The following is a 13659-nucleotide window of genomic DNA, read 5'->3' on the forward strand; positions in this document are numbered from 1 at the left end:
TCGGGAAAACCACGCTTGATATTTCTCAAACATTGGCGCGGACCTGAAATGTACGCGCACAAATCGGATCGAACAATCTTTTTATAGTCCATTAAATGTTCCGCAATCCGAGACAATCGACATTTCGCTGCATTTTTGTGTCGTTGACGCGACAAATCTGCGGCGCGCACCCCAGTGTCGCACGCCGACGACACACCGTGCAGCGCGATGCGCGCGCAGGTCGGTCGGTTAGAATCGCGTGCAATCAAACAGAAAGCTTCCCTCCAAGGGCAACGAGCGATGAAGCAACGCGACAAACAGAACAAGGCAAAGCGAACCGACCACACCACCCGGCTGCTCTGGCGCATCGGCGCCGTCGCGGCGCTCGGCGGCGCCACGGCGCTGTCGCTGCATGCGGGCGCGGCGCGCACGGTGAGCGTGTCGCCGCAAGGCACCGTCACCGAGGTCCGGCAAACCGTCGTCAAGTTCGACGAACCGATGGTCGCGTTCGGGTCGGCCTCCGCGCCGAATCCCGCCCGCGTCACCTGCAACGATTCCACGGCGGCGCGCGGCCAGGGACACTGGCTCGACGACAAGACCTGGGCTTACGATTTCGAAAACGACCTGCCGCCCGGCGTGCGCTGCTCGGTCGCGCTCAACGACACGTTGCGCTCGGTCGCCGGCAATGCGGCCAGCGGCCCGCGCCGCTTCACGTTCCAGACGGGCGGCCCGTTCCCGGTGAACGTCCGCCCCGGCTCGCGCGAGATCGAGGAACGGCAGATGTTCGTGCTGAAGCTGAACGGCCCGGCCGAACCGCGCTCGGCGCTCGCGAACATCTGGTGCGAAGCAGCCGGCATCGGCAACCGCATTCCCGTCACGGCCGCCGACGACGATGCGCGCAATGCACTCCTCGACCATTTCGGTCTGAAGAAGGATGCCGCGCGGGTGCTGACGCTGTCGTGCGCACAGGCGCTTCCGGCGAGCGCGAAGATGCAACTCGTGTACGGCAAGGGCGTCACGAGCCCGAGCGGGATCCCGAACGAAACGGAACGCCGCTTCGATTTCACCGTGCGCGCCCCGTTCGCCGCGAGCTTCTCGTGCGAACGCGAAAACGCGAAGGCGCCCTGCACGCCGCTGCGCCCGCTCACGCTGTCGTTCAACGCGCCGATCGCGCGCAAGAACGCCGAGGCGATCAAGTTGCGCGGCCCGGACGGAACGCTCTCGCCGACCTTCGCGGCCGACGACAAGAGCGAGGAAGTCACCACCGTCACGTTCAACCCGCCGCTGCCCGAGCAGGCCGGCCTCACGATCGAGTTGCCGTCGGGCCTGCGCGACGTGACCGACCGCTCGCTGTCGAATGCCGACCTGTTCCCGCTCGCGACGCGCACCGCGCCGATGCCGCCGCTCGCGAAGTTCTCGTCGGGCACCTTCGGGATCGTCGAGCGCTTCGCCGAACCCGATTCGCCCGCGCTCGTGCCCGTCACGCTGCGCAACGTCGAGGCCGACCTGCATATCGACGGCCTCAACACTCAAGGTGCGCAATTCTCGAACCTGAAGGTCGACGACGACACCGCGATTCGCCAGTGGATGCGCACGGTCGACCGCTTCGACAACTGGTCGATGACGGCCGGCTCGATCGACAGCCAGATTCCCGGCCTGCTCGAACGAAAGGGCCAGCATCCCGTGTACGTGCCGCGCGAAGCCGGCGAGAAGGCGCCCGCGCCGAAGGATCGCCGCATCGACGTGCGCTCGCTGACGCTGCTCAAGGGCCAGCCCGGCGTGCAGGCGCTGACGCTGCCGAAGGCGGACCCGAAGGCGCTGCGCCCGTTCGAAGTCGTCGGCGTACCGATCGAGAAGCCCGGCTTCTACGTGCTCGAGCTCGCGTCGCCCGCGCTCGGCCGCTCGCTGCTCGCGAAGCCGTCGAGCATGTACGTGCGCACCACGGTGCTCGTCACCAACCTCGGCGTGCACCTGAAACAGGGCCGCGAAAACAACCTCGTGTGGGTCACGACGCTCGACAAGGGCAAACCCGTGCCGAACGCGCAGATCCGCGTATCGGACTGCAACGGCGACGAGATCGCGTCCGGCAAGACCGATGCGCAGGGCCTGCTGAAGATCGACGGCGCGTTCGAATCGAAGCGCGCCTGCAGCTCGTCCGATTCGGAGCAACGCTTCGACGACTACTTCGTGTCGGCCCGCGTGAACGATCCGAAGACGGGCCCCGACATGGCGTTCGTCAGCTCGGGCTGGAACCGCGGAATCGAATCGTGGCGCTTCAACGTGCCGACCGACACGGACAGCGCACGCACCGTGCGCGCGCATACGGTCTTCGACCGCACGCTGCTGCGCGCCGGCGAAACCGTGTCGATGAAGCACTTCATTCGTGCCGAAACGCTGCAGAGCCTCGCGTTCCCGGCGCAATACCCGACGCGCTTGACGATCCGCCATCTCGGCACCGGCCAGACCTACAAGCTGCCGCTCACGTGGGCAGCCGACCACAGCGCGGACACGCAGTTCACGCTGCCGGCCGCCGCGAAGCTCGGCGAATACAGCGTCGAGCTCGAAGGCGGCCCGGAAGACGCACCGACCGCCACCTATTACAGCGGCAGCTTCCGCGTCGAGGCGTTCCGCCTGCCGGTGCTGAAGGGGTCGATCGGCGCGCGCGACGCGCAGAAGAGCCCGCTCGTCGCCGTGAAGGAAGCGCCGCTCGCGGTGCAGATCGACTACGTATCGGGCGGCGGCGCATCGAACCTGCCGGTGCAGGTGTCGGCGCTGATGAAGTGGGCGTCGCCGCCGTTCGCGGATCGCTTCGAGGACTTCAGCTTCACGCCGTATCGCGCCGACAAGAGCGACGGCAACGCCGACGACGATTCGCAGGACGGCGACAACGCATCGGCGTCGAACAACGATCCCGACGCAACGAAGCTGATCGCCGACAAGCTGCCGCTGACGCTCGACCGCAACGGCGCGGGCTCGGTCACGCTCAAGGGCCTGCCCGACGTCGACGCACCGAAGCGCATCGCGCTCGAAGCGACGTTCGCCGACCCGAACGGCGAAGTGCAGACGATTCGCGGCGACACGATCCTGTGGCCGGCCGCGGTGGTGGCCGGCATCAAGGCGGGCCGCTGGGTATCGGTCGGCCAGCGCGTGCCCGTGCAGGCACTGGCGGTCGACCTGCAAGGCAAGCCGCGCGCGTCGGTGCCGATCGAGATCAAGGGTGTCGCGCACGTCACGACGTCGTCGCGCAAGCGGATGGTCGGCGGCTTCTACGCGTACGACAACAAGAGCGACACGCGCGACCTCGGCGTGCTGTGCTCGGGCAAGACTGACGACAAGGGCCGCATGGCCTGCGACGCGACGCTCGAACAGGCCGGCAACGTGCAGCTGATCGCGGTTGCCAAGGACGGCGACGGCCGCACGTCGAACGCATCGACGTCGGTGTGGGTCACGCGCGAGGACGAACTCTGGTTCGGCGGCGACAACACCGACCGGATCGACGTGATCCCCGAGAAAACCGCGTACGAGCCGGGCGAAACCGCCCGCTTCCAGGTACGCATGCCGTTCCGCTACGCGACTGCGCTGGTCGCGGTCGAACGCGGCGGCGTGATGGAAACGCACATCGTCGAGCTGAACGGCAAGAACCCGACGGTCGACCTGAAGGTCGACGAATCGTGGGGGCCGAACGTCTACGTGTCGGTGCTCGCGCTGCGTGGCCGGATTCGCGAAGTACCGTGGTACTCGTTCTTCACGTGGGGCTGGAAGGCGCCGGTCGAATGGGCGCGCGCGTTCTGGCGCGAAGGCCGTCACTATGAAGCGCCGACCGCGTTCGTCGACCTGTCGAAGCCCGCGTTCCGCTATGGTCTCGGCGAAATCAAGGTCGGCACGGGCGTGCACCGTCTCGGCGTGACCGTGACGACGGACGCGACGCGCTACACGGTGCGCAGCAAGGCGCAGGCGCACGTGAAGGTCACGCTGCCCAACGGCCAGCCCGCACCGGCCGGCACGCAAATCGCGGTCGCGGCCGTCGACGAGGCGCTGCTCGAACTGATGCCGAACAACAGCTGGGACCTGCTCGACGCGATGCTGCGGCGACGCGCGTACGGCGTCGAGACATCCACGGCACAGATGGAAATCGTCGGCCGCCGCCACTTCGGCCGCAAGGCCGTGCCGGCGGGCGGCGGTGGCGGCAGCGCGCCGACGCGCGAGCTGTTCGACACGTTGCTGCTGTGGAATCCGCGCGTGACGCTGGATGCGAACGGCAGCGCGACCGTCGAGGTGCCGCTGAACGACGCGCTCACGCGCTTCCGGATCGTCGCGATCGCTGCGGTCGGCCCCGACCGCTTCGGCACCGGCAGCACGTCGATCCGCAGCACGCAGGACCTGCAGCTGATCTCCGGCCTGCCGCCGCTCGTGCGCGAAGGCGACGCGTTCCGTGCGCAGGTCACGCTGCGCAACACGACCGACCGTGCGATGCAGGTCGTCGTGACGCCGCGCGTGACGGGCCTCGACGTCGCGCCGCAAACCGTCTCGCTCGCGGCCAACACGGCCACCGAGGTCGCGTGGACGATCACCGTCCCCGAGCAGGCGCTCGACGCGGCCGGTGCGCTGAACTGGCGCATCGAGGCGGCCGAGCAAGGCGGCAAGCGCGCGGCCGACGCGCTGGCGGTCGCGCAGAAGGTCGTGCCCGCGCTGCCGGTCACGGTCCAGCAGGCGACGCTCGCACAAGTCGACGGCACGCTGACGGTGCCGGTCGCCTCCCCGGCCGGCGCCGCGAACAACGCGCAAGGCCTGCCGCGCGGCGGCATCGCCGTGTCGCTGCAGTCGAAGCTCGCCGACGGGCTGCCCGGCGTGAAACGCTGGTTCGAACGCTATCCGTACCGCTGCCTCGAACAGCAGACGTCGCGCGCGATCGGCCTGCGCGACCCCGCGCAATGGCAGGCGCTGATCGCACGCATGCCCGTCTATCTCGACAGCGACGGGCTCGCAAGCTACTTCCCGCCGTCGTCCGACGATTCGCATGCCGGCAGCGCGACGCTTTCGTCGTACCTGCTCGTGGTGTCCGACGAGGCGAGCCGTCTCGACCCGCGCTTCGCGCTGCCGGAAGACCTGCGTACGCAGCTCGAGGCCGGGCTCGTGCGCTTCGTCGACGGCCGCCTCGAGCGCAACGCGTGGGCGCCGCGCCAGGATCGCGACCTGCGCAAGCTGGCCGCGATCGAGGCGCTGTCGCGCTACGGCGCCGCGCAGGGCCGCATGCTCGGCTCGATCGAGATCGCGCCGAACCAGTGGCCGACTTCCGCGGTGATCGACTATCACGCGATCCTGACGCGCGTGAAGGACATCCCGCAACGCGACGAGAAACGCGCGCAGGTCGAACAGATCCTCCGGGCACGCCTCACGTACCAGGGCACGCAGCTCGTCTTCTCGACCGCACGCGACGACGACCTGTGGTGGCTGATGACCAGCAACGAGACCAACGCGGCACGTCTCGCGCTGGAATTCGCGGGCGACCCGGCGTGGAAGGACGAAATGCCGCGCGTGACGGCCGGCCTGCTCGCGCTGCAACGCCAGGGCGCATGGCAGACCACGACGTCGAACGCGCTCGGCCTGCTCGCGGTCGAGCGCTTCTCGCGCACCTACGAGAGCACGCCGGTCACCGGTGCGACGAAGGTCGCGCTCGGCGGCGACGCGCGTACGATCTCGTGGTCGCAAGGAGCGGCACCCGCGGCCGCCGACACGCCTGCGTCGGCAACCCCGGCCACCCGCGCCGCCGCGGCCCGCAGCGTGATGCTGCCGTGGCCGCGCGCGTCGCAGGCGCCGGCCACGCTGTCGGTCACGCAGGACGGCACGGGCCGCCCGTGGGCCACGATCGAAAGCCTCGCGGCTGTGCCGCTGCGTTCGCCGTTCGCGGCCGGCTACCGGATCACGAAGACCGTCACGCCCGTATCACCCGCGGTCAAGGGCGTGCTGACGCGCGGCGACGTCGTGCGCGTGCATCTCGACATCGATGCGCAGAGCGACATGACGTGGGTCGTCGTCAACGATCCGGTTCCGGCCGGTTCGACGATCCTCGGTTCGGGCCTCGGCCGCGACTCCGAAGCGGCGACGCAGGGCGAGAAGACGCCGGACGGCGCGTGGCCGGCGTTCATCGAGCGCGATTTCGACGGCTACCGCGCTTACTACGACTATCTGCCGAAGGGCAAATTCTCGGTCGAGTACACGGTGCGGCTGAACAACGTCGGCACGTTCGGGCTGCCGCCGACGCGTGTCGAGGCGCTGTACGCGCCGTCCGTGTACGGCCTGTGGCCGAACCCGCCGATGACAGTGAAGCCGGCCGAAGCGGGCAAGTAACGAGACCTTGATGATCGATCCGGTATTGCCGCGGCCGGCGCGTTTCGCCGGCCGCGTATTCGTCGCCATCGTGCTGGCCGCGCCGCTCGTCGCACATGCGCTGCCGAGCTACGACGAAGTGCGCCGCAACTGGCGCAGCTCCGACTGGGTGCTGCTCGCGCGCGACGGCACGCCGCTGCAGCGCACACGTGTCGACCTGACCGAACGGCGCGGCGACTGGGTGTCGCTCGCCGATGTGTCGCCCGCGTTTCGCGAGGCGATCGTCGTGTCCGAAGACAAGCGCTTTTATGAGCACAGCGGCGTCGACTGGCGCGGCATCGCCGGTGCCGCATGGGGCAACCTGTGGAACGAGCGCACGCGCGGCGCATCGACCGTCACGATGCAGCTCGCCGGGCTGCTCAGCGATTCGCCGCGCCGCTCGGGCCAGCGCTCGCTGCCGCAGAAGGCGACGCAGGCGGTCAATGCGCTGCTGCTCGAACGCGGCTGGCGCAAGGACCAGGTGCTCGAGGCGTACCTGAACCTCGTGCCGTTCCGTGGCGAGACGATCGGCCTCGCCGCGCTGTCGCAGGTGCTGTTCGGCAAGGCGCCGTCGGGCCTCGATGCACGCGAAGCCGCGATCGCGGCCGCGCTCGTGCGCGCGCCCAACGCAACACCCGCAAAAGTCGCCGAGCGCGCGTGCCGGATCCTGCGCGACATGCATGCCGAGCAGGCCTGCGCGTCGCTCGACGGCTACGTACAGCTCGTCATCGCGCGCCCGGCCAGCGCCGCGCGCGACGACGGCGCCGCACTCGCCCCGCACTTCGCGCGACGCATCGCGGCCGAGGTCCGGCCAACGGCCGGCGCGCAGATCCGCACGACCCTCGATGCGCCGCTGCAGCGCTTCGCGCGCGACACGCTGGTGCGCGCGCTGACCGAGCTCAACGCGCCCGCGCACCGGCGCAACGTGCAGGACGGCGCGGTCGTCGTGATCGACAATGCGACCGGCGAGATTCGCGCGTGGGTCGGCTCGTCCGGCGCGCTGTCGGGCGCGCGCGACGTCGATGCCGTGCTCGCGCCGCGCCAGGCCGGCTCGACGCTCAAGCCGTTCCTGTATGCGCAGGCGATCGACGAGAAACGGCTGACGGCCGCGTCGCTGCTCGACGATGCGCCGATCAACCTCGCCGCCGGGGGCGGCCTGTACATTCCGCAGAACTACGACAAGGATTTCAAGGGCTGGGTGAGCGTGCGCAGCGCGCTCGGCGGCTCGCTGAACGTGCCGGCCGTGCGCACGCTCGTGCTCGTCACGCCGCACCGCTTCGCGCGCACGCTGACCGCGCTCGGCCTGCCGCTCGCGCAGGAAGGCGACTACTACGGCTTCAGTCTCGCGCTCGGCAGTGCGGACGTCACGCTGCTGTCGCTGACCAATGCGTACCGCGCGCTTGCGAACGGCGGCATGGCCCGCAAGGTCGTCGACCGGCCCGCGCCGGCGCCGGCATCCGGCACGTCGGCAGCTGCGCCAGCGACCGACGGCACGCGCGTGTTCAGCGAGGCAGCCAGCTTCGTCGTGACCGACATCCTCTCCGACAACAACGCGCGCGTGCGCACGTTCGGCTTCGACAATCCGCTCGCGACGCGCTTTTTCTCGGCGGTCAAGACCGGCACCAGCAAGGACATGCGCGACAACTGGACCGTCGGCTTCACGTCGCGCTATACGGTCGGCGTGTGGGTCGGCAATGCGGACGGCTCGCCGATGTGGGACGTGTCGGGCGTCACGGGTGCGTCGCCCGTGTGGTCGGCCGTCGTGGGCTACCTGCACCGCGACCAGCCGAGCCGTGCGCCGCGCGCGCCGGCCGGCGTCGAGACGCGCCGCATCGCGTTCGAACGCGATATCGAACCGTCGCGCAACGAGTGGTTCGTCGCGGGAACGGCGGTCGACACGATCCGGCTCGCCGCCCCCGTCACGCCGGGCAAGGACGGTGCGCGCGCGCCGCTGACGATCGGCACGCCGACCGACGGCACGATCTTCGCGATCGATCCGGACATTCCGCCGAAGAACCAGCGGATCTGGTTCGAGCGCTCGGCCGGGCGCGCCTCGAAATTCGCGTGGCGGCTCGACGACAAGGTGATCGGGCATGCCGATCGCATCGCGTGGATGCCGTGGCCGGGGCGGCACCGGCTCGAACTCGTCGATGCGCGCGGCAATGTGGCCGATACGATCAGCTTCGAGGTGCGCGGCGCATTCGCGAAGGCGGCCGCGCGCAAGCCCTGAGCGGGTGAATGCGTGAGCCGGCGTTGCCTGTTGCTCGCCCAGGTGATGGCGCCAGCACGCTCACCGCACGACTGACGCCCCGCCGCCGGCGTGGCGGCACGGCGCACGACCCGCTCGACGGCAGCATGCCAAACGGCCGAGCAGCGCCCCGATTCGGGACCTAGAATAGGAACGGCGCCTCACTTTCTGCGCCAACCGGTTGCCCCACTCTCTTCAAGGCCCGCGACCATGAACATTCACCCCAGGCGTTTCATCCGCCCCGCGCTGGGCACGCTCTGCCTCGCCACCCTCGCGACGCTTCAGGCGTGCAACGGCGATGCCTGCTTCGGCGTCGATGCCTGCTTCAACAACAACACGCAGACGGTCGCGCTTTCCGGCACGGCCGCGACGGGCGGCGCGCTCGCCAGCGCGCAGGTCACGGTCAGTTGCGTGGCAGGGTCGGCGACGACGCTGACGGATGGCGGCGGCAACTACCGCTTGACGGTCAATGCGGCGCTGCCGTGCGTGATCACCGTGACGTCGGGCAGCACGAGCCTGCATTCGCTCGCCTATGCGGGCGGCACGTTCAATACGACGCCCGAGACGGAGCTGATGCTCGTCTATCTCGCCGCCCAGCTCGGCACGAACACGGGCACATTGATCGGCAATTTCCAGGGGAATTCGCGCTATCAGCAGGCGATGAACAACGCGGACACCGTACAGGCCGCGCAATCGGCCGTGGTGACGAACCTGCAGCAGCGCTATTCGGTGGCGCTCACCGCGCCAGCGTTCCTGACCACATCGTTCACGGTCGGGCAACCGGGTGTCGACAGCGATCTCGCCGCACTCGCGAAAGCCGGCGCAATTGATTCAAACGGGATGCCTGATCCGGCTGCGGTGTCGCTGCTGACGCAGGCCGGCGCGGCGCATCCGCTGTAAACGGCCTGTGGTGGAAAGAAATTCGCCCGGTAGCGGCCGTCAGGTGCGCGCTTCGGATTCGCCATCCGCCAGCAACGCCCATCGTTCGTGGTCGCGCCATTCGCCGCCGATGCGCAGATAGCGCGGCGAAAACCCCTCTTTCGCGAAACCGAGCCGCCGAACCAGCGCGATCGACGCGTGGTTGCCGGGCTGGATGTTCGCTTCGAGCCGATGCAGCCCGAGTTCGCCGAACGCGACGCCGATCGCCGCGCGCAGGGCTTCGGTCATCAGCCCCGTACGGCTGAACGCCGCCATTCCGTAGTACCCGAGATACGCGCTCTGGAACACGCCGCCGACGATCTCGTTGAGGTTCACCACACCGACCACCGCCCCGGACGTGCGTTCGCGCGCGACGAGGCCGACGTTCGGCCCCGTCAGGCAGCGGCCGAACCACTGGTCGAATCCCGCCTGGTCGGTGAACGAATCGACCCACGGGAGATGGTGGCTCCGGCTCGCGCGGTTGGCGGCGATCAGGTCGGCGGCGTCGGCACGGGCGACGCGGTTCAGCAGGATCGGGCTCATGGCTCGTCGACGGCGGGCACTTACGCGGCCTCCTCGCGCCCGCACGCGACGGGCGCGGCCTGCGCCTGCTGCTGCGACAGGTACCGCAACAGCTTGGTGACCATCCACACGACGATGCACGACAGCAGGACGAAGAACACCGCGAGCGGCGTCAGCACGTGAATCGACACGAAGCCGGCCAGCCCCATCATCGCGGACGACACGAGCAGCAGCGCGCACCCGAGGATCGCGCTCGTCAGGCCGGCGATATGCGGAAACAGCGAATTGCCCTTGGCCATCAGCGTCGGATACATCGCGCCCGCGCAGAAGCCCATCACGAGCACCGGCGTCGCGAGCGTCCAGACGCGCAGCCCGACGGTCAGCGCCAGCACCAGCATCGCGACCGACGCGCCCGCCATCACGCGCGCACCGATGCGCAGCCGTTGCTCGGCGCTCGGCAGCCCGGGCCGGTGAATCCGGTTCGACAGGCCGCCGAGGAAATACATCAGCCCGATTCCGAGCGCGAGATAGCCGAAGAAGGTCGGCGGCTTGTGCAGCGTGGTCTGCACCATGAACGGCCCGACGATGTTGAACACGAGCAGGATGCTGTAGCACAGCCCCTGTGCGAGGAAGCAGCTCTGGAACACCGGGCTCGCCAGCACCTTGCCCGCGTTCGTCATCAGCGTGCGCGGCTCGAGATGCACCGGTTTCGGCAAGGTTTCGCGGTAACGCCACAGCAGCGCCCACATCACCAGCGAGTACACGAGCAGGAACACGAGGCACGCGCGCCAGCCGAACCATTCCTGCAGGTGCGCGCCGATCACCGGTGCGACGATCGGCGCGAGCCCCCACGCGATCGACATGTATGTGAACGCGTGCATCAGCGCCTGGCCGGAGAACGAATCGGTGATGATCGCCTTCGCGAGCAGGTTGGTGGTCGCGATCCCGAAACCCTGCAGGCAGCGCGCGAGCACGAACGTCTCCAGGTTCTGCGCGCCGAGCGACAGCAGGCAGCCGATCGTGTAGATCACGAGCCCGAACGCGAGCACACGCTTGCGCCCGTAGGCATCGGCGACCGGCCCGAAAATCAGCTGGCCGAGCGCATAGGCCGCCATGTAGCCGGACACGCTCGACTGGATCGCCTGCGGCGTGGTGGCGAACGAACGGGCCATGTCGGGCAGCGCGGGCACGTAGATGTCGATCGCGAGCTGGCCGGCGGACGCGAACAGGCAGATCAGGAACAGCAGGAAACGCGGCGAATTCGACTCGCGCGCGGGAGTGAGCGTGGCGTTCATGACGACGGGGAAGGAGGTCGGGCAGCAGTGCCGCAGCGTCAATGTTCGAATGTCGAACACGCGTGCGTGTCGCGGCGAATTCCGTATTGTGCCTGTTGTTGCATCGGGCGACAGGATTCCCCTGGCACGGGCGAGGTTGAATGCCGATTGCGGCGCGTCCCGACATGCGCTAACCGGCGGCGGCCGGCGGCGGTTTTAATGTTGATTTAAGCCGACGGCGGCATTGTCTCGGATGGCTCACTCCGTGAGCCGCACGTCATTGTTGATTCGATCAGTCTCGTTTGATGGAGATACGAAGATGCGATTCCGTTCGTATATGGCGGCGGGCGCGCTGGCGCTGGCGCCCGTGTTCGCCTTGGCCGGGCAGGCCGGCGCGGCTGCCGCCCAACCGATGTTCGTCAACGTCGACGGGCAGGCCGTGCCCGTGAAAGCCGAAACGCGGGTCGTCCAGACGGCCGTCGGCCCGATGAAGGTCAGCACGTGGAGCTGGCATAGCCCGCAAGGCGGCGCGAGCTTCGAGATGCAGACGTCGTCGTCGGGCGGCCTGCCGCCCGCGGCGGCGCTGCGGCAAATGCAGGCCGCGCAGTACCGGATGCAGGCGGCTCAGGCACAGATGGTCGCGATGCAGCAGCAGATGATGGCGCTCCAGCACATCGCGTTCGCCAATGCACTGGCGATGCCGATGCCGCAGCCCGTCGGCTTCGCGATGGCGCCGTGGGCCATGCCCGAGCCGGTGCTCGTCATCGTGCCGGCGCAGCCGTCGGTGCGTTCGACGGCCCCGGCAACGCCGGCCGCCCCTGCCGCCCCCGCCACGCGCGGCACGGAAATCAAGGCCTGACACGCGTCGCGCCGCTCGGCGCCACGCGCTCGAACCGCCGGCATACGCCGGCGGTTTTTCATTGCGACGGCCGAATCAATACTGCGCCTGATCCGTCGGATTCCTGAACAGCTGCTTCATCTCCGCCGACAGCGGATAGCCGAGGCTCACGCCCTTGGGCGGAATCGGCTGCGTGAACCACTGGTTGTAGAGCTTCTCGGCCGCACCCGACGTCTGCATCTTCGCGATCTCGCCGTCGACGACGTGCTTGAACGCGGGATCGTCCCTGCGCATCATGCACGCGTAGTTCTCGTGGACGAGCGGCGTGCCCGTCACCGTGTACGCGCCCGGATTACGGTCCTTCGCGATCTCGCCGTACAGCAGCGGCTCGTCCATCACGAACGCCACCGCGCGCCCGGTCGTGACGTTCATGAACGCTTCGGCATGATCCTTCGCGCTGATGATCGTCATGTTCATCGCCTTCTCTTCGTTGAGCTTGCGTAGCAGGCGCTCGTCCGACGTGCCGGCCGTCGTCGCGACCGTCTTGCCGGCCAGGTCCGCGAAGTCCTTTACGCCGGAATCCTTGCGCGTGCTGAAGCGAATACCGTACAAAAAGATGCTGTTCGAGAACGCGGCCTGCTTCTGCCGTTCGAGCGTGTTCGTCGTCGAACCGCATTCGAAATCGATCGTCCCGTTCTGCAGCAGCGGAATCCGGTTCTGCGACGTGATCGGGATTTCCTTCACCGCGAGGTTCGGCGCGTTCAGTTCCGTCTTCAACTGGTCGATGATGCGCGACGCGATGTCCCGCGAATAGCCGATGTTCTTCTGCTGGTTGTCCGAATATGAGAACGGCACCGACGATTCGCGAATGCCCAGCGACACGACGCCCGTGTCCTTGATCTTCTTCAGCGTGCCGGTGAGGGCCTGCGCGTGCGCGGTGCCCGCCAGCGCACAGGACAGCGCCACGGCCAGCCAGCGTAAGCGGCGATCCATGCTTTTCTCCTGACGAAACGTTGATCGAATCGCGATCGTACGCCCGACAAAATTCGCGTCGCATCAGGGAAAGCGTAATCAACCTTCCACCGCGGGCCGGGCCGTGAAAGATGTTTTCCGTACCGCGCAAACCGGCCCGCGCCGCACGTATCGCCCGACCGGCCGCGCAAGCACTCGCCCCACCTTCTGTGTCATGCGTTCCAAACGCGTGTTCATGCTGCGACGCAGCAACGTAATCGTTTGCGCCCGCCCCGGTTTTTCTCGTGAAACGCACTCAAGAAGCCGCCGCGCTGGCCGTTACCCAGTGCATGGCGCGTCGCAGCAACCTTGCTGCAACCGTCAGACAAAAAAGACAAGGTCCGGGTCAGCCGGACCAGCGCCACCGCCGGCACGACGGTTATCTACGAGGATCGAGTTTCAACATGAGAACCAAGCGTTTCAATATTGCGCTGGCGCGCTCCGCACATGCGCGCATGCTCGCCGGCATGCTGTCCGCCGCCGCCCTCCTGCCCCTCGCCGGT

At 68.2% G+C, this 13659-nt stretch carries 7 protein-coding genes and 1 pseudogene; 5 read left to right on the plus strand and 3 right to left on the minus strand.

Translation table 11 applies throughout. The annotated features are described in order from the left end of the window. Positions 1 to 279 precede the first annotated feature (279 nt). From FFS49_RS35460 to FFS49_RS35470, 3 genes are all read left to right on the plus strand, one after another. Positions 280 to 6327 (plus strand): MG2 domain-containing protein, encoded by a 6048-nt coding sequence (locus FFS49_RS35460; protein ID WP_105816594.1) that lies wholly within the window; start codon positions 280 to 282, stop codon positions 6325 to 6327. 10 nt (positions 6328 to 6337) lie between these two features. Continuing rightward, positions 6338 to 8575, plus strand: coding sequence for a penicillin-binding protein 1C (pbpC, locus tag FFS49_RS35465; protein WP_105816595.1), 2238 nt, complete (start codon positions 6338 to 6340; stop codon positions 8573 to 8575). 228 nt (positions 8576 to 8803) lie between these two features. Further along, positions 8804 to 9493, plus strand: coding sequence for a hypothetical protein (locus tag FFS49_RS35470; RefSeq protein ID WP_105816596.1), 690 nt, complete (start codon positions 8804 to 8806; stop codon positions 9491 to 9493). A 39-nt stretch (positions 9494 to 9532) separates the two neighbouring features. Here the strand turns inward: FFS49_RS35470 and FFS49_RS35475 are convergent, their stop codons facing one another. Both FFS49_RS35475 and FFS49_RS35480 read right to left on the minus strand, forming a co-directional pair. Beyond that, positions 9533 to 10054 carry a GNAT family protein gene (locus tag FFS49_RS35475; protein WP_105816597.1) on the minus strand — a complete coding sequence of 174 codons (522 nt, stop codon included), beginning with the start codon at positions 10052 to 10054 and terminating at the stop codon, positions 9533 to 9535. Between the two features lie 20 nt (positions 10055 to 10074). Continuing rightward, positions 10075 to 11328, minus strand: coding sequence for a multidrug effflux MFS transporter (locus FFS49_RS35480; protein ID WP_039351180.1), 1254 nt, complete (start codon positions 11326 to 11328; stop codon positions 10075 to 10077). Between the two features lie 298 nt (positions 11329 to 11626). Between FFS49_RS35480 and FFS49_RS35490 the strand changes: the two genes are divergently transcribed. After that, entirely contained in the window at positions 11627 to 12166 is a 540-nt protein-coding gene (locus FFS49_RS35490; RefSeq protein ID WP_105816598.1) for a hypothetical protein, read from the plus strand. A 75-nt stretch (positions 12167 to 12241) separates the two neighbouring features. Here FFS49_RS35490 and FFS49_RS35495 read toward each other — a convergent pair whose 3' ends face one another. Continuing rightward, positions 12242 to 13138, minus strand: a complete 897-nt coding sequence (locus tag FFS49_RS35495; protein ID WP_105816599.1) for a glutamate/aspartate ABC transporter substrate-binding protein — start codon at positions 13136 to 13138, stop codon at positions 12242 to 12244. Between the two features lie 308 nt (positions 13139 to 13446). On the opposite strand from FFS49_RS35495, the pseudogene FFS49_RS42225 reads away from it, so the two are divergent. Then, positions 13447 to 13659: pseudogene (locus FFS49_RS42225) on the plus strand (peptidase S8); the annotation flags it as partial.

The sequence above is a fragment of the Burkholderia sp. 4NA327C6 genome (assembly GCF_005502655.1).
Classification (GTDB): Bacteria; Pseudomonadota; Gammaproteobacteria; order Burkholderiales; family Burkholderiaceae; genus Burkholderia; species Burkholderia contaminans.